This window comes from Bacillus cereus group sp. BfR-BA-01350 (assembly GCF_022663775.1).
Classification (GTDB): domain Bacteria; phylum Bacillota; class Bacilli; order Bacillales; family Bacillaceae_G; genus Bacillus_A; species Bacillus_A paranthracis.
Map to the genome: position 1 here is coordinate 37,821 of NZ_JAKUGD010000016.1, position 16,570 is coordinate 54,390.

A 16,570-nucleotide genomic window follows, 5' to 3' on the forward strand; every position below is an offset into this window, starting at 1 on the left:
CTTGTTATGAATGATACTAAAGGAGGAATAGAGTAATGAGCGAAAAGTGTGAACACAGACATGATGATTGTAACCGCAGACATGGGTGCGGAGGCGGTTTTGCGCTTCTAATCGTATTGTTTATTTTATTAATTATCATCGGTGCTAGCTGCTTCGGTGGAGGCGGCGGTTGTGGTTATGGTGGTTACGGCGGTTATGGCGGCGGCTACGGCGGATATTGCTGCTAATTAAAAACTATTGAAAATGGCCTTGTGCAATACGCACAAGGCCATTTTATTCATATTTTGATATGCTGTGATAACTTATTAATGTACAGAGAACGGATTAAGAAGAAGAAAATGATCTCGATAATCCCGAAAAAGGTGAGTACAATTAATAACTCTTTTAGTAAAGAAAAAGCGAACATGCTTTGTAAAAATTTAACCGCAAATAATGTGTGAATACCAGCAACGATGTAAGGAACGAAAAATAAAATTCCTAATTGAATCGTTGCGGAGCGAAACATTTCTGATTCTGTTAAACCAAGCTTTGTAATGGTAATGTATTTTTGTTTTTCATTTGTTAAGTCGTTATACATACGGAAGTATAAAACACTAGCTGCACCGATAAAGAAAATAAAACCGAGAAATGCCCAAATAAAGAAAGTAGCAATTGAATTTCCTTTGCTGTATTTTAGGTCATCGGCCGCTGTGTAAATATTAAATGGGGGGTGAAAATCAGCTTCCGCATCTTTGTGTGCCTCATAGAAGTTATCTGTATCATTTCTAATATGTTTTAATATATTTTTCGTAGGAGCAATCGTATTTTCCCAGTTTTCAACGAAGTAATTATACACTATGGTTGTTTCAATATGAGGAATCATATTATTGAATACATCATCTTGTACAATTATTAAATAAGGGAATACGAAGGCTGGTTCAATTGATTTATTAATAAATCCTTTAATATGAAATTCTTTTTTATTAGATCCGATTGTAATTGTATTTTGTTTTGCAAATGGATTTGATACAAGATTTAAGAGCTCTGGTGAGTAACGAGAAATAATATAAACTTGTGTAGAATCAAGATGTATTTCTGGTCTTCTTAATTGTTTCGCAAGCGTGTTATAATCACTCATTTTCATAAGAGCAATGTCTTCTTTTAAAGCGGTATCTTTTAACAATGTAGACTTATGTTTGTTGTATTGAAAATTAGCATTTGTAAGCTCCGTTTCAATTGTAGCAATATGTTTTTGTTCAAGTGAATTTTCCCCTGTAGACGTATATGTGAAGGGGAAAGGACGGCGTTCTAATATCATTGCTTTCGTATTATTATTAGTAGCAAATAATCCGATAATAATCGTAAATGCAAGTGCAGATAGCATAGAAACGATAAAGAGTACATTAATATTACTACGAGTACGGTTAGCTAAATCTGAGATCCATAACATATTTATTTGCTTCATATAAAACTTTCTCCGCTTTTTCAAAATAAAGATAAAGAGAAGAAACGTTTGTGAAAAGAATAAATATGTTCCCACCACTACGAGCGGTAAAATAGATAGCATAATTAAGAATACAGATCCATTTTGTGCATTTTTTTCTGTTATATAGCCTTGCGGATAACCAGCTATATAATAGCATAGTGCTAAACAAATTAAAGCAAATAATGAGATGAGTATAGACGGTCTTTTTTCGTTTTTTTCTTTTTTATTATTTTTAATTAATCGAGTTGTTTTCCGAGTACGAATGAACATCGGTGTAAACGTAGATACGATAAGAAATAAAATAATAAAAGTTATTGTTGTTACGATAATAGCTTCTGTTGGCCAATATAAATAGAGGCCTTTTGCGTTTGTTAATTTAGAAGTAACGAGTAAGAAAAAGTTAGAAAAAACAAGACCGCCTTGAATACCAGCAAAGATAGCAAGCATTCCAATGATCATATTTTCAGTAAACAAAAGACGTTTTAATTGTTTTTGAGATATACCGAGAACAGTTAAAACGCCAAATTGTTGCTTCCGTACATTTAAAAATGTCCCAATAGAATATAAGAGAAAGAAGAACGAGAACAAAACGATAACAAACTGTGCCATGCCGGCTAAGTTCATCAATGGATCTTGTTCCTGTAATTTATTCATAATTTGTAAGCGCGGATGATACGCGTATACAGTAAACGAAAAGAAAACCATGATAGAAAACGCGCTACTCACAAAATAAGCGAAATATGCTTTCGAATTACGCGAGACATTTTTAAATGCGAATTGCCAAAATGTCATCCACGTCTTCCTCCTAGTAATGCTAAAACATCTAATATTTCTTGATAAAATTTCTCACGGTACAATCCGCGGTGTAGTTCATTGTAAAGTTCGCCATCTTTAATGAAAATGACGCGGTTACAATAACTTGCTGCGAATGGATCGTGTGTAACCATTAAAATTGTTGCATCTTCTTCTTTGTTCAATTTCGTAAATAGTTCCATCACGTCAATTGCCGCTTTTGAATCTAAATTTCCTGTCGGTTCATCGGCAAGTAAAAGTGACGGATGATGAATAACAGCACGTGCTACTGCGGTACGCTGTGCTTGTCCTCCTGACACTTCAAAGATACGCTTGTCTAAAATATGATCAATTCCAAGTTTCTTTGAAATGTTATCAAGCTTTTCATCCATTTCTTTTAAAGGAACATTATCTAATGTTAAAGGTAGTACGATATTTTCACCGATTGTTAGTGTATCTAGTAGGTTAAAGTTTTGGAAAACAAATCCTAGCTCTTGGCGGCGGAAAATAGCTAACTTCTCTCTACGAAATGTGTGTGGTTTTTTTCCATTAATCACGACATCACCAGCAGTCGGAGAATCAATGGTAGAAATAACGTTTAAAAATGTAGATTTACCGCTACCAGATGGTCCCATAATCGCAACGAATTCACCTTTATCTACATGTAAATTTATATTTTTTAAAGCAGTATGAGGGACCTTTCCTTCATACACTTTTGAGACATTTTTAATGTGTAATACTTCTTCCATAATAATCACCTTTCTATCCTTTAAAACTTAATATGGTGTGATAATTTTTGCATATAGAAGGAACGAATTAAAAGGAAAAATAAAACTTCAACTGTTCCAAAAATCATCAGTACGACTGTAATCTCAGCGAAGAACGAGAGATGTAAAACTTCTTGCAGCATCTTTGTCGCAAACATCGTATGAATTGATGCCATAATGTACGGGACAAAGAATAGAATCGCAAGTTGAATTGTAGCAGATCGTTTCATTTCGGCTTCTGTTAAACCAATTTTTGTAATCGTTACATACTTTTCTTGTTCATTTGTTAAATCTGTATGCATCCTGAAGTAAAGAACACTGCCAGCACCAATAAAGAAAATAACACCTAAGAAAGTACCAATTAAGAAGAACGAAGCGACATTTTGTTTTGTTGTGTATAGAGAATCGCTCGCTTCACTTGCATGGAAAGGAGGGTGCTCTGCTTGAATGTTGTTCCCGTCGGTATTAATTTTGTCTATGAATACCGCGCCGATGTTATTAGCTTTTTCCCAGTTCTTAACTTTAAAGCTATATACACTCATCTGTTTTGAAACAGTGGATAATGCTTCTACATTTTCATCAGATAGTATGAGTAATTGGTATATTAAGCGATTTGGGAATGGATTATAACTTTTATATTCTTTCACTTGTAGTTGTAAATTGTTTTGCGTAAGTGTAAGAGTATTTTTCTTGTCTTTATTGTGAAGTGTTCCAATAACTTGATCATCTAAGTCTTTCATAAGAATATAAGATTCATTCTTATTTACCGTGAGTGTCTCCCAATTTAAAGCCTTAGCAAGTACATTATAGTCACTTTGTTTAATGGCATAATAGAGCTGCGTATTATTTTCAGCTGAAGATACTTCATATATATCCGTTTTAAATTTTGTATAAGTAAAGTGCTCTTCATTAAATTTTTGTTCTAACCAGTTTAAATGTTCATCCGCCAACGTATTTTCAGTATGTGATAAATATGTAAAAGGAAAAGGATTTTCTCTTACTGTATCGAACTTCATAAATTTACCAAATCCATATAAGAATGTAATCATAGTAAAAGCAAGTGTTGATAGCATCGCTACAATAAAGAGCATGTTAATGTTTGTCCGAATGCGCGCTGCTAAATCAGAAATCCAAAGCATATTAATTCGCTTCATATAAAATGTTCTTCGCGTTTTTAATATACGAATGAGTAAAAAACTAATTTGTGAAAAGAAAAAGTATGTTCCAGCTGTAACAAGTGACGGAATGAGAAATATACTGGTGGCGGCGTACAAAAGCCCAACTACGTCGCCGAGCGACATGAAATATAGCGGATTGGCTGCTAGTACGTATCCAGATATTAAACATATCGCACCAAATAGAGAGATGAGCACAGATGCTTTTCTTTCTTTTTGTTTTGTTCCTTCTTTTAAAAGACGTACAGCCTTTCTCGTCCGAATGAGCATCGGCGTAAACGATGAGACGAGAATGAAGAGTCCTAGAAAAATGATCATAGTTAAAATAATGGCAGCTGTTGGCCAATATAAATATAAACCAGGAACATGTGTAATCTTGGCGGTAACTAATAAAAAGAACTGCGAGAAAACAAGTCCAAGTTGAATGCCAAAAAAGATGGAAAGAACACCAATTAGCATGTTTTCTAGAAATACGAGTCTCTTTAATTGTTTTTGGGATATGCCAAGTACTGTTAAAATCCCAAATTGCTTTTTTCGTACTTTTAAGAAAGTACCGATTGAATATAGTAAAAAGAAAAACGAAAAGAATACGATGACAATTTCTGAAATTGTCATTAATATGTTCAGAGCAACATTTACATCTGTCATATGCAATTTAGGATGAAATAAGTAAACTGCAAACGAGAAAAAAATTGCAATAGAAAACGCGCTGCTTACAAAATAGGCGAAATAAGCTCTGGCGTTCCGTGTGACGTTTTTAAATGCAAACTGCCAAAATGTCATTCACCTAAACCTCCTAATATAATGGGCATGAAAAAGGAGGGAAGAGATCACACCTTTTTCATGTAATAACCTTTTTAATGTGTATTAGTATATTGTGATAGCTTTTGCATATAAAGTGAACGAATGAATAAGAAAAATACGATTTCAACGAATCCAAAAATAATAAGAACGGCTGAAACTTCTTTGAACAAAGATAAGCCAATTACATCTTGTAGCATTTTCGTTGCGAACATTGTATGAATGGATGCCATAATGTACGGAACGAAAAATAAAATACTAAGTTGAATGGTTGCAGATCGTTTCATCTCTGCACCTGTTATACCGATTTTAGAAATCGTTATATATTTCTCTTGTTCGTTCGTCAAATCGGTATACATTCTAAAGTAAAGAACGCTACCGGCTCCAATGAAGAAAATAACTCCTAAAAATGTTCCAATTAGGAAGTATGCAGCACTACCAGATGTTATTCTGTATAATGATCCTGCTGATTCAAAGGAGCGAATAAGAGGTTCTTCATACTGAGATTTATTTCGATTTTTTTGCACTTTTTCTATAAAAGTATTAGCAATTTCATATGTCTGTTCCCAGTTCTGGATTTTGTAATTATATGCCGATATATGCTTTACCGTGTTAGGTAAGTTGTTCACGATAATATCAGGCAAAACTATCGTTTGATATGAAAAATTAGATGGAATTGCATGGATCTGTTCATAGCCTTTTACTTTTAATTTCGTATTTGTACTAGAGAGTGTAATGTAATCTCTTTTGTAGCTTTGCTCAAATTCATTAAATATAGTGATATAAGACGTCCCCGTTAAAACATATGCCTCGTTATCATTCATAAATAGTTGTTTCATTCGTAAAGAATCCGCAAGTTTGTTATAGTCACTTTGCTTAATTGTGTATACGTCATTATAAATAGCTATACCTTTATCTTCTTCTAGCGGTGTTTCATATATATCAGCTGTTATTTTCTCATAAGGAAAATGCTCTTTTTGTAATTGTTGCTCAAGCCAATTTAAATGCTCTGTAACAAAAGGATTCGCATCATAAGAAAAATAAGAAATTGGGAAAGGTGAAGTTCGATTAACGTCTAGCTTAATAAATTTTCCGAACCCATATAGGAACGTAATCATTGTGAAAGCGATAGTAGATAGCATTGCTACAATAAAAAGCATATTAATATTCGTTCGAATACGGTTTGCTAAATCAGAAATCCAAAGCATATTAATCTGTTTCATATAAAACTTTCTTCTTTTCTTTAAAATATAAATAAGTAAGAAACTAATTTGTGAAAAGAAGAAATATGTACCGATTGTAACAAGCGCTGGAATGACGAAAATACTTGAAACCATATATATAACACCAATTTGTGGGCTTACTGATACGAAATATTTAGGATTTCCAGCTAACGCATAGCCACCAAATAAACAAATCGCACCAAATAAAGAAATAAGTATGGACGGTTTTCTTTCTTTTCGTTTTTTACTATTTGTTTTTAAAAGGTGTACCGCTTTTTTTGTACGAATGAGCATCGGTGTCAATGTAGATACAACGATAAAAAGACTAAGGAAGACGATTGTCGTTAAAATAAATGCGTTAATAGGTAAGTATAAATATATGCCCGGTACGTGCGTAATTTTTGCTGTCACTAATAAGAAAAATTGCGAGAAGACAAGTCCAAACTGCATACCGAAAAAGATAGATAAAATACCGATTAACATATTCTCCATAAAAACAAGACGATGTAATTGTTTTCTAGATATTCCTAAAACGGTCAAAACGCCGAATTGTTTTTTTCTAACTTTTAAAAAAGTGCCAATGGAATATAGTAAAAAGAAGAAAGAGAAAAATACAATTACTACTTCTGAAAATATCATTAATCCTGAAATTTCAGAGACCATGCCAAATTTTTGTAATTTCGGATGGAATAAGTAAACAGCAAATGAAAAGAAAACGGCAATCGAAAAAGAACTACTTACAAAGTAAGCAAAATAAGCTCTAGAATTACGTGTTACATTTTTAAAGGCAAACTGCCAAAAGGTCATAAATTATACCTCCGGTTAGAAGATATAGAAGTAGTTTTATTGCAAAAAATGTATGAGAGTGAGTTCTCATACATTTTGCTTGCATATGTCACGATCATGCTTCGGTCACCTTCTCCGTTTGTTCTGATTGATTATTTGCAGCGTTATGGAAGATGATTTTAATCGTCGTTCCTTTACCAACTTCAGAATCTAGTTTGACAGAGTGACCTAAATAATCACAAATTTTACTTACGATATAAAGTCCCATACCAGTTGATTCTCCGAATGTACGACCATTTTTCCCAGTGTAAAACGGTTCGAATACTCGTCGAATATCTTCTTGCGGAATACCAACACCTTCATCACGAACTTCTAAAATAATATCTTTTCCGTTTCGATAAGCGGATAAGAATACTTTCTTTCCGCGCTCACCAGAGTAACGAACGGCATTTGTCATTAACTGATAGATGATAAATTTTAGCCATTTCGCATCAGAAGCAACTTTTAAATCAGAATGAACTTCTAAAACAGGGAAGACTCCGTTTCGGATAAATAGTTCTTTTAATCCATTAATATTTTTCGTTACCGTATCTTTTAATGAAATCGTCTCAACATGGAAGTCTTCATGGAAGTTATTTAACCTTGCCATGTATAAAGCCATATCAAGCCCTTGGTTTAGACGTTCTAATTCTTTTTTGAATTTCGGAATTAAATGTTCATCTTCCATTTCAAGCACCATAAGTTGCATAACAGAAACGGGCGTTTTCATTTGATGCACCCAGTGGTTAATGAATAATTGATGTTCTTGTTGTTTTACTTCATACGATTGTAGTTCTTTTTGGAAGAGACGATACTGCGTGCGCACGAGTTCATTTACACCGTGAGGCATCGGAGCAGTTGCTCTTTCAATAAACGCATCTTCCATTTTTTCTGGTTGTTCACTTAATCTATGGTACATTCTACGATTGCGAACGTAACGATAAGCGAGGAAACAAATAAATAAGTATAAACTTAAAACGACGAAGTAAAATTTATTATTTTGGAATCCATCTACTGCATCATAGAGAACGAAGATGATACCGAAGTTTAATATGTACAGTAGAAAAAATGCAAAATGATCACGTAAAAATAGCTTCATGCTTATTCACTCCAAGTTGCGTTAAAACGATACCCAAGTCCGCGCACTGTTTCAATAGCATTTTCAATACCAAGCTCATTGAACTTTTTACGAAGACGCGTAATGTTTACGTTTAATGTGTTTTCTTCAACGAAGCTCTCGTCATCCCAAAGAGCAGCTAATAAATCTTCACGGCTCGCTGTACGAGGGAATTTAGATAATAACATTTCTGCTAAAATAGCCTCTTTCTTCGTTAAAAGAACTTGTTCAGATCCAAAATGAATTTCTGGACGTTCTGGGAATAGTTTTAAGCCTTCTACTTCAACGATACGTTCAGAAATATTTGGCGCATAATCACCGTAAATACGGCGTAATTGACCTTTAATTTTTGCCATTACAACGTCATAGTGGAACGGTTTTGTAATATAATCATCCGCACCGCTTTCAATCGCCATAATTTGCTCCATCTCACCAGCACGAGCTGAAATGAAAATAATAGGGCAAGTAGATTCATGACGAATTTGGCGGCACCAGTAGAACCCATCGAATTTCGGTAAGTTTACATCAAGTAAAACAAGATGTGGTTTCACAGCGTTAAACGATTCCATAATATCATCGAAATTCTCTGCAACAACAGCTTCATAGCCATATTTTTGAATGTGAGATTGTAGTAATGATGAAATATTTGGATCGTCTTCAACGATTAAAATTTTATACATATGTATATTCCTCCTAAAAAACAATTGTAGATATAGTGTATCATGTGTTTCAAGTCTTTTCATTATGTTGAAAGATAAGCTAATAAACAGTATAGGGCAAAAGCGTAAAAAGTAAAAAGGGTGCTGGATATAATTGACAAATGATAGTAATTGTTTTAACATTTAGATAAATATCTAAATGTCTAATTAGTGAAAGGAAGAAAGACATTGAATCAAGCATTCAAAGCATTAGCAGATCCAACAAGGAGAAAAATTTTGGACTTATTAAAAGAAGGTGATCTAACCGCTGGTGAGATCGCTGAACATTTCAATATGACAAAACCAAGTATTTCACATCACTTAAACGCACTTAAAAATGCTGAACTTATTCAAGATGAAAAGAAAGGGCAATTCGTTTTGTACTCTTTAAACACAACGGTCTTTCAAGATTTGTTGACTTGGGTGTTTACATTTACGAATAAGGGGGAAGAGGGGAAATGAGAAAGCATGTATTTCCGTTATTATTAATTGCTTTAACGATTATTGCATGGTGCGCTGCATGGCCGTATTTACCGGGAGAGGTTCCGAGTCATTGGAACATTGATGGTGAAGTAAATGGACATATGTCAAAAATGGGAATGTTGATTTTTGATGTAGCAATTATGATTTTTATATATGTATTAGTAACTGTATTGCCTAAGATAGATCCAAAGTATGAGAACTATAAAAAATTTCCTAAAGCACTTGGAAGGATTAATGGAGCAATTTTATTTTTCTTATTTACTATTAATATGATGACACTAGCAAATGCTTTAGGGTATAACGTTCCAATTGGAATTTTTGTGAACGTAATGGTCGGTATCCTTTTTGTTGTACTCGGCAATTATATGCAACAATGTAAACCAAATTTCTTCATAGGTATTAAAACGCCGTGGACGTTAAGTAATGAGGAAGTGTGGAGAAAAACACATCGGTTAGGATCAAAGATTATGATGATTGGTGGTATTGTAATTATGATTTCGGCGTTTCTACCGGGAATGTGGAAAGTGATTAGTTTGTTAAGTGTTGTTGCTGTATTGGTTGTTGGTACGATGGTGTATTCCTATGTTACTTATAAGAAAGAGATAGGGACTTAATAAAAAATATGGGGGAGAGAGGATGAGAAGACACGTATTACCATGGAGTTTAATAATTGGAGTTGCAATTGGGTGGTATATTGTATGGCCGTATTTACCAGAACAAATTCCACGCCATTATAATGCAGCAGGAGTAGTAGATGGATATTTTTCTAAAATAGAAGCAAGTTCATTCTCGATAGGTAGTATGGTAGTGCTCTATATAATATGGCTAGTTTTTGGATTCATAAAAGATAAGTCTATACAGCAATCCAAAGTTCTTTCAGCGATTAATTATGCTATTCTCTTTATCGGATTTGGATGTAACATATTTGCACTATTAGCAGTATCTAATTATATTGCATCGGGCTCCATTGCATTTAATTTTGGACTTGGAACATTGTTTCTTGTATTAGGTAATTACATGCAACAAACGAAGCCGAACGGGTTAGTAGGTATTCGAATGGACTGGACATTAGAAAATCCTATAGTTTGGAGAAAAACACACCGATTTGCTTCGAGGGTATTTGTAATAGGTTCACTTTGTATATATGCCGGGGCTTTGCTTCCAGATCCGTTTAATATTTTTATGGGGATTGGAATGATATTAATATGCATTATCGTATCAACAATAAAGTCATATAGCATTTATAAAGAAGAGTTGAAAATGTAAATAAAGCAGCTTTTCCTTTTAAGGAAGAGCTGCTTTATTTTGTATCATTTCTTCAAAACCGGTATCCAAATTTCACTTTTAAAGTTTGGAGAAGATATATCTTTCTGTTCATTCCATAATATTTCTGGTCCTTCCGCTAGTTCATAGTTTGAGGAAGGAAACCATTCGGAATAAATGCGTCCCCATACATTTTGTAATGTTTCAGGAAATGGACCGACAGCTTCAAATACAGCCCACGTTGAAGTTGCAACTTCAAGCTGTTTAAACTGCTCTGGACAATCCTTTGTTGTGGCTACGCCAATATAGTGATCCAGTTCTCCTTTTTCCTCCATTCTTCCTTCAGAAAAGTTAGTAGAAGCACTAATGATTCCAGTAGGTTCCATGTTTGAAAGGGACTTTAATGTTTGAATAGCCTCTGGATTTAAACTTTTCCACATAGAAGCAATTTCTTCATTTACACCGCTAAATACAATCGGTACGCGTTTTGTAATACCTATAATTCGAAATGGCTCTTTTTCTTCAATTCGATAATTCATTTCATTTCCTCCTTGGATGGATAATTGGAAGGTCATGGGTGAATAGGCTTTTAAAGAATGGCTACTATTTCGGGCCTCTGAAGGTGTTATGCCGTGCAAGTTTTGAAAGGCACGAGAGAATGAATCGGGTGAATTGTAGCCATATTTTATAGCGACATCAATAACTTTTGCATCGCTATTTTTTAGTTCAAAAGCAGCGAGAGTAAGACGTCTACAGCGAATATATTCTGATAGTGATATGCCAGCTAGGAAAGAAAACATTCTTTTGAAATGATACTCGGAGCAGTAAGCTATTTTTGCGACTTCCTTAAAATCAATTTCATGTGTAAGGTTTTCTTCAATATACTGCATTGCTTCATTCATGTTTTTAAGTGAATCCATAACCATAACCTCCTTGTTAAATAGAATAGCAGGAAAAAAATAGCTCCATCCGACATTTCATGCACAACTTTGTAGGGTATATTTTTAACCTTACAAAATTGTAATGTTCCTGTAAGGAGAATGAATGGATGGCATGATATCCCAATGTTATAGTAACAAAGTACTTTGATTCATTAGGTTAAATTTTGATTTCTTTGCTTACCGGCCTTACATAACTGTCATGTTTGTGTAAGAAACATCGATAGTGGAAAAAGTAGAGAATGTATATAGTGAAAATAGAGAATAGATGAAATGAGGGATGTCGAGATGAAAACAGTATTAGAAGCAAAAAATATTGAAAAAGTGTATGACACGGGTGGTAATAAATTTGCAGCGTTAAAAGGTATTAACTTACAAGTAAAAGAAGGTGAGTTCGTTGGAATTATGGGACCTTCTGGTTCGGGTAAGACGACTTTACTAAACGTTCTTTCTACAATTGATAATGCGACGAACGGTGAGATTTTAATTGATGGAAAAGATATCGTAAAAATGAATGATGATAAGTTAGCGTTATTCCGCCGCGATCATTTAGGTTTCATTTTCCAAGATTATAACTTATTAGATACGTTAACGGTAAAAGAGAACATTGCGTTACCTCTTGCGTTATCGAAAGTAAAGGCAAATGAAATTGATCGCCGCGTTCTTGAAATCTCGAAAAAGTTCGGTATTGATCATATTTTAAGTCAGTTCCCATATCAAGTATCTGGTGGACAGAAGCAAAGATGTGCGGCATCACGTGCAATCGTTACAAATCCAAGTATGATTTTCGGGGACGAGCCAACGGGAGCACTTGATTCTAAATCAGCGACAGATTTACTTGAAAGTATGAAGTCGCTAAATGAGTATGATAACTCAACAATCTTAATGGTAACGCACGATGCATTTGCAGCAAGTTACTGTAAGCGAGTTATTTTCATTAAAGATGGTGAGTTATATAAAGAATTGCACCGCGGCGAGTTAACGCGTAAACAGTTCTTCCAACAAGTCGTTGATGTAATGTCTTCTATTTCCGGAGGTATGGCTGATGACCTTATCTAGCATTGCCCTCCGCAACATACAGCGGAACTTTAAAGACTACTTTGTATATTTTGCATCTATGATTTTTAGTATCGTTATTTACTTTACATTTAAAGCACTGCAATATAATTCACAAATGGAAAAAGCAGCGGAAGCTTCTAAAAAAATTAGTGGGGCATTCCAAGTTTCCAGTGTGATGCTTATTATTTTCGTAGCGGTGTTTATTATATATTCGAACGGTTTCTTTACAAGAAAACGTAAAAAAGAAGTTGGGTTATATTCTTTATTAGGTATTCGTAAAAGACAGATTGGTAAAATGCTCTTTTATGAAAATATGTTAATGGGATTAATGTCATTAGTAATCGGGATTGCGATTGGTAGTGTCCTTTCAAAATTATTCCTTGAGTTATTAGTAAATATGATGGGATTAAATTTAAATGTTCATTTTGAAGTACCGATGGCTGCCATTATTGATACAGCAATTATTTTCTTTGTGATTATTTTATATACATCACTTCAAGGATATCGTCTAATTTATCGATTCAAGCTAATTGAACTTTTCCGTGCAGAACGTGAAGGAGAAGCAATGCCGAAGGGCTCTGTTATTATGGCATTAATTTCAGTTTTCTTAATCGGTTCAGGTTATTTCTTAGCGTTAATGTACATGAAAGCAGTTATGTATGCAGACTTTATGGTCGTTGCATTATACATTTTATTAGCGACAGTAGCAGGAACTTATTTATTGTTCATGTTCTTCACAGTATTTATATTGAAACGTGCGAGAAATAATAAATCAGCGTTTTATAACGGTATGAATATGGTAACGACATCGCAGTTACTATATCGTATTAAAGGAAATGCGAAATCACTTGCGACAATTGCGATTTTAAGTGCAGTAACATTAACGGCGGTTGGTACGTCAGTTACGATGTATTACAATACATTTACGCAATCAAAAGTTGCTGCGCCGTATAGTTATTCATATGAGAAAAAAGACGAAGCATTAGATAAAAAAGTAAATGAAATACTTGCTGGAGAAAAGAATAATCATCCAGTGACATATGAATCAGAATTTGAAATGATTCCTGTGAAAGGAACATTTAAAGGTGAAAGAGCGGATCAAGTTCTGAACACACACTATAATGTGACGAAGCAGTACCAGCTTATTTCTCAATCAAATTTTAATACAATCGCGAAACATTTAGATATAGAACCTGTAAATTTAAATGCGAATGAAGCTTTTGTATATGATAGCCTATATATTGAAACACTTGATTTTGGTCCTCTTTACACAGGAAATACAGCTGTATTCCCTGTTGGAAATGAATCGAAAGAGTTAAAGATTAAAGGTGTAAATAGTAGAAGTGTTACAAACTTAAATGAACTATTTGTAATCGTTCCAGATCAAACATATGAGCAGGCGAAACAAGTAAACGAAACGCGCATTGTAAAAAATATTGATGTAAAAGGTGAGCGAAATAGTAAAGAGTTAACAGCGAAATTGGCAAGCGTTATGCCAGCTGGTGAATCAGAAATTTTAAAACCATTTCATGATTTCTATACAGGATTCCAAACGGGACTTGAAACGACAGGTTTAATGATGTTCATCGGACTATTTTTAGGATTAGTATTCCTATTAGCGACAGGTTCAATCATTTACTTCAAGCAGCTTACAGAAGCAAGTGCTGACCGTGATCGTTACGTCGTTCTTCATAAAGTCGGTGTAACGAAGCAAGAGATGAAGAAAGCTATCGCAAAACAAGTAAGCTTTATCTTTGCGATCCCGTTAGTAATCGGAATCTTGCACAGCTTGTTTGCACTAAAAGGTTTAGGGAACATATTACCGTATGAAATCATGATCCCACTCCTAATTAGTATTGGAGTATACGGCGCTATTTATATCGGATATTACTTCTTAACAGTTCGCTCTTATTATAAGATTGTGAGTGCGAAATAATAAGTGAAGCTGTGAGGAAGGAAAAAGCCATTTACCTAATTTTTATGAGGTGAGTGGCTTTTTTGTGTAGCAATAATTAACGCGCATCGATTATGTCTATAAAACTAAAAGTATGTTTACGGCCAAAGGTATCTATACATATTAAAGAACGTTTCAAAGGGTTTAATTCAATTACAGTCATATAACTTGTAGGGAAATAACTATCTTTATAATAAGTGATTAATATTTCTTTTTCTGAAATGAATGAGCGTAATAAAGTGTCTTCAATTCTTTCTCTATCATCGTATGGTGATACTTTTCGCGATTCTTTCATGTGAGCAGATTGTTTAGACATAATAGTCAATTGAACTGATTTTGATATATTTGTACTACTCATGCTTTCTATTCTCCTAACAATATATTTTCTATATAGGAAGGTTAATCACTATGGAAGTAACTACTGCTGATCATTCCGAAGTACCTTGTGTTAGTTTTATTATGTCTGATTTGGAGCTGAATTTGCTTAGTACTAAAAAATTATCAAATTCATTCACTTATTTATAGTAATTTATTTGTCATTCTTGTACTTTTTTGAAGAGGATTAAAACTTTATTTTGGATGAAGGAGAGGAAATCAAATCGAGGAAGGTGAGCAAGTATGGCAACTATCTCACCCTCTATTAAGAAAGCGTTTTTATATAACAGTATGATTTTCACGATAGTGTCTAGGAGTCATGTTAGTGATTTTTTTGAAAACTCTCGTGAAATAGCTTTGATCATTAAAGTTGAGCCAGGCACAAATATCTGATAGTGGATAAGTCGTTAATGTTAATAATTTTTTTGCTTCTTCTACTCGTTCCCTCTGGATATATTCACTTAAAGGAATTCCCACTTCTTTTTTAAATAATTTTGATAAATAAGTAGGGGAAATATGTAAAAGGTTAGCAAGGTCATTAAGAGTTATTTCATCGTAAATATGTTTGTGAATATGATTTAAGCATGTAGTAATGGCATTAGAATATGCTTGATTATTATATTCTTTTACACGTTCTGCAAAAGTACATAATGCATCTTCAATTAATCTATTTACGGAATACATGTTGTCTAGCTTTTCAATGGTTTGGATATATAAAGTGCCGAGTGAAAAAGCAATATGTGATGGGAGATTACCATCTATCGCATATCGAGTAGCTAGTGTAATGGCGATAATACCGTTATTTTTTTGGTTTCTCAGTTGATCTCCTTTAGATGAAATTGCTGCGTCTTCTTGTGGGAAGGAATAGGCATATTGTATGACCTTTTCTTTATTGCCTTCTTTAATGGCTGAAAAAAATTTACGTTCCAATGATATGTCATAATTTTGCGGGTCATGCCGGCGACGTTTTGAAATGTATAAATCAGGATTTACGATTTTATAAGAAACATCTTCGAGCAATTTATTTTTTTTCCAAACAATATCGCGATCTAATTTTTCATTGAAAATGACGTAATGTAACCAAATACTTATATCAATTAGCGTACTTTTTTTAATCTCTGGTAGAAATTGATAGTAGTCTATTCCTTGCTGCATTTTATGATTACAGTTGAAATACTTCATAAGTTTAATAGCCATTTCATCTGATACTTTTGGATAAGTAGTAGGCCCGAGTATAATTGTTCCTTTTATATGTTCATGATCAGTTATATGAATGCTAATGAAATTCTCAAGGTACTTATTCCCTTTGAAAATTGGAAAATTACAAGGAGCATTTTCTTGATAAAGTTCATTCAGATGTTCTTCTTTAGAAGTATAAAAAGGACTACCAATCGTATGAGAAGTAGATTCATATACAATTTTTTTATTAGTAGCTAAGAATTGAACGGGTACATGAAAAGTACTATGTACAAGGTCACATAAGTGCTGTATGTCGATATAATTATTCATGATCTTCTCCTTTTAAATCGTTTTGAAATATATTTAAATCTACATTCGTTTCTACAAAATATAAATTTCTTATTATTGGGATTTCTTTGCTCATACAAAATAATTACATATGTTGGATAATAATGA

Annotated in this window: 15 protein-coding genes; 6 read left to right on the forward strand and 9 right to left on the reverse strand. The window is 33.7% G+C overall.

The window, feature by feature from the left end:
• Positions 1-35 precede the first annotated feature (35 nt).
• On the forward strand, positions 36-227 hold the full coding sequence (locus tag MR147_RS24100; protein ID WP_001290393.1) for a YjcZ family sporulation protein: 192 nt from the start codon (positions 36-38) through the stop codon (positions 225-227).
• Positions 228-277: 50 nt separating this feature from the next.
• On the opposite strand, the gene MR147_RS24105 is transcribed toward MR147_RS24100, so the two are convergent.
• The 6 genes from MR147_RS24105 to MR147_RS24130 all read right to left on the reverse strand — a co-directional run bounded on the left by MR147_RS24105 (position 278) and on the right by MR147_RS24130 (position 8,845).
• A complete protein-coding gene (locus tag MR147_RS24105; RefSeq protein ID WP_242304803.1) occupies positions 278-2,257 on the reverse strand; it encodes an FtsX-like permease family protein in 1,980 nt (659 codons plus the stop codon).
• Positions 2,254-3,006 (reverse strand): ABC transporter ATP-binding protein, encoded by a 753-nt coding sequence (locus MR147_RS24110; RefSeq protein WP_000393244.1) that lies wholly within the window; start codon positions 3,004-3,006, stop codon positions 2,254-2,256. Before MR147_RS24110 ends, MR147_RS24105 begins: the two co-directional genes overlap by 4 nt.
• 20 nt (positions 3,007-3,026) lie before the next feature.
• Complete coding sequence (locus MR147_RS24115) at positions 3,027-4,982, reverse strand: ABC transporter permease (protein WP_242304804.1); 1,956 nt, start codon at positions 4,980-4,982, stop codon at positions 3,027-3,029.
• A 74-nt stretch (positions 4,983-5,056) separates the two neighbouring features.
• Positions 5,057-7,030, reverse strand: coding sequence for an FtsX-like permease family protein (locus MR147_RS24120; protein ID WP_242304805.1), 1,974 nt, complete (start codon positions 7,028-7,030; stop codon positions 5,057-5,059).
• Positions 7,031-7,124: 94 nt separating this feature from the next.
• Positions 7,125-8,147 (reverse strand): sensor histidine kinase, encoded by a 1,023-nt coding sequence (locus MR147_RS24125; RefSeq protein WP_000765330.1) that lies wholly within the window; start codon positions 8,145-8,147, stop codon positions 7,125-7,127.
• A 2-nt stretch (positions 8,148-8,149) separates the two neighbouring features.
• Complete coding sequence (locus tag MR147_RS24130) at positions 8,150-8,845, reverse strand: response regulator transcription factor (protein WP_000276737.1); 696 nt, start codon at positions 8,843-8,845, stop codon at positions 8,150-8,152.
• A 207-nt stretch (positions 8,846-9,052) separates the two neighbouring features.
• Here MR147_RS24130 and MR147_RS24135 point away from each other — a divergent pair, with 207 nt between their 5' ends.
• From MR147_RS24135 to MR147_RS24145, 3 genes are read left to right on the forward strand one after another with little or no spacing between them, the layout of a single operon-like run.
• A complete protein-coding gene (locus MR147_RS24135; RefSeq protein WP_074606124.1) occupies positions 9,053-9,325 on the forward strand; it encodes an autorepressor SdpR family transcription factor in 273 nt (90 codons plus the stop codon).
• Positions 9,322-9,960: an SdpI family protein gene (locus MR147_RS24140; protein ID WP_074606121.1), complete on the forward strand. Its 639-nt coding sequence runs from the start codon at positions 9,322-9,324 to the stop codon at positions 9,958-9,960. The genes MR147_RS24135 and MR147_RS24140 overlap by 4 nt, the downstream gene beginning before the upstream one ends.
• A gap of 22 nt (positions 9,961-9,982) precedes the next feature.
• Positions 9,983-10,612 (forward strand): SdpI family protein, encoded by a 630-nt coding sequence (locus MR147_RS24145; RefSeq protein ID WP_074606120.1) that lies wholly within the window; start codon positions 9,983-9,985, stop codon positions 10,610-10,612.
• 44 nt (positions 10,613-10,656) lie between these two features.
• Here the strand turns inward: MR147_RS24145 and MR147_RS24150 are convergent, their stop codons facing one another.
• Positions 10,657-11,529: an AraC family transcriptional regulator gene (locus tag MR147_RS24150; protein ID WP_242304806.1), complete on the reverse strand. Its 873-nt coding sequence runs from the start codon at positions 11,527-11,529 to the stop codon at positions 10,657-10,659.
• A 306-nt stretch (positions 11,530-11,835) separates the two neighbouring features.
• Here MR147_RS24150 and MR147_RS24155 point away from each other — a divergent pair, with 306 nt between their 5' ends.
• Together MR147_RS24155 and MR147_RS24160 are read left to right on the forward strand one after the other, a co-directional pair.
• Positions 11,836-12,606, forward strand: coding sequence for an ABC transporter ATP-binding protein (locus MR147_RS24155; protein ID WP_000859653.1), 771 nt, complete (start codon positions 11,836-11,838; stop codon positions 12,604-12,606).
• Complete coding sequence (locus MR147_RS24160) at positions 12,593-14,542, forward strand: ABC transporter permease (RefSeq protein ID WP_074606116.1); 1,950 nt, start codon at positions 12,593-12,595, stop codon at positions 14,540-14,542. The genes MR147_RS24155 and MR147_RS24160 overlap by 14 nt, the downstream gene beginning before the upstream one ends.
• 76 nt (positions 14,543-14,618) lie before the next feature.
• On the opposite strand, the gene MR147_RS24165 is transcribed toward MR147_RS24160, so the two are convergent.
• Entirely contained in the window at positions 14,619-14,918 is a 300-nt protein-coding gene (locus MR147_RS24165) for a YolD-like family protein (protein WP_074606114.1), read from the reverse strand.
• Between the two features lie 296 nt (positions 14,919-15,214).
• Positions 15,215-16,444, reverse strand: a complete 1,230-nt coding sequence (locus tag MR147_RS24170; RefSeq protein WP_074606113.1) for a helix-turn-helix domain-containing protein — start codon at positions 16,442-16,444, stop codon at positions 15,215-15,217.
• Positions 16,445-16,570: the final 126 nt, after the last annotated feature.

Coding starts and splice junctions, on each gene's coding strand:
- MR147_RS24100 (WP_001290393.1), top strand. CDS start 36: ATGAGCGAAAAGTGTGAACACAGACATGATGATTGTAACCGCAGACAT.
- MR147_RS24105 (WP_242304803.1), bottom strand. CDS start 2,257: ATGACATTTTGGCAATTCGCATTTAAAAATGTCTCGCGTAATTCGAAA.
- MR147_RS24110 (WP_000393244.1), bottom strand. CDS start 3,006: ATGGAAGAAGTATTACACATTAAAAATGTCTCAAAAGTGTATGAAGGA.
- MR147_RS24115 (WP_242304804.1), bottom strand. CDS start 4,982: ATGACATTTTGGCAGTTTGCATTTAAAAACGTCACACGGAACGCCAGA.
- MR147_RS24120 (WP_242304805.1), bottom strand. CDS start 7,030: ATGACCTTTTGGCAGTTTGCCTTTAAAAATGTAACACGTAATTCTAGA.
- MR147_RS24125 (WP_000765330.1), bottom strand. CDS start 8,147: ATGAAGCTATTTTTACGTGATCATTTTGCATTTTTTCTACTGTACATA.
- MR147_RS24130 (WP_000276737.1), bottom strand. CDS start 8,845: ATGTATAAAATTTTAATCGTTGAAGACGATCCAAATATTTCATCATTA.
- MR147_RS24140 (WP_074606121.1), top strand. CDS start 9,322: ATGAGAAAGCATGTATTTCCGTTATTATTAATTGCTTTAACGATTATT.
- MR147_RS24145 (WP_074606120.1), top strand. CDS start 9,983: ATGAGAAGACACGTATTACCATGGAGTTTAATAATTGGAGTTGCAATT.
- MR147_RS24150 (WP_242304806.1), bottom strand. CDS start 11,529: ATGGATTCACTTAAAAACATGAATGAAGCAATGCAGTATATTGAAGAA.
- MR147_RS24155 (WP_000859653.1), top strand. CDS start 11,836: ATGAAAACAGTATTAGAAGCAAAAAATATTGAAAAAGTGTATGACACG.
- MR147_RS24160 (WP_074606116.1), top strand. CDS start 12,593: ATGACCTTATCTAGCATTGCCCTCCGCAACATACAGCGGAACTTTAAA.
- MR147_RS24165 (WP_074606114.1), bottom strand. CDS start 14,918: ATGAGTAGTACAAATATATCAAAATCAGTTCAATTGACTATTATGTCT.
- MR147_RS24170 (WP_074606113.1), bottom strand. CDS start 16,444: ATGAATAATTATATCGACATACAGCACTTATGTGACCTTGTACATAGT.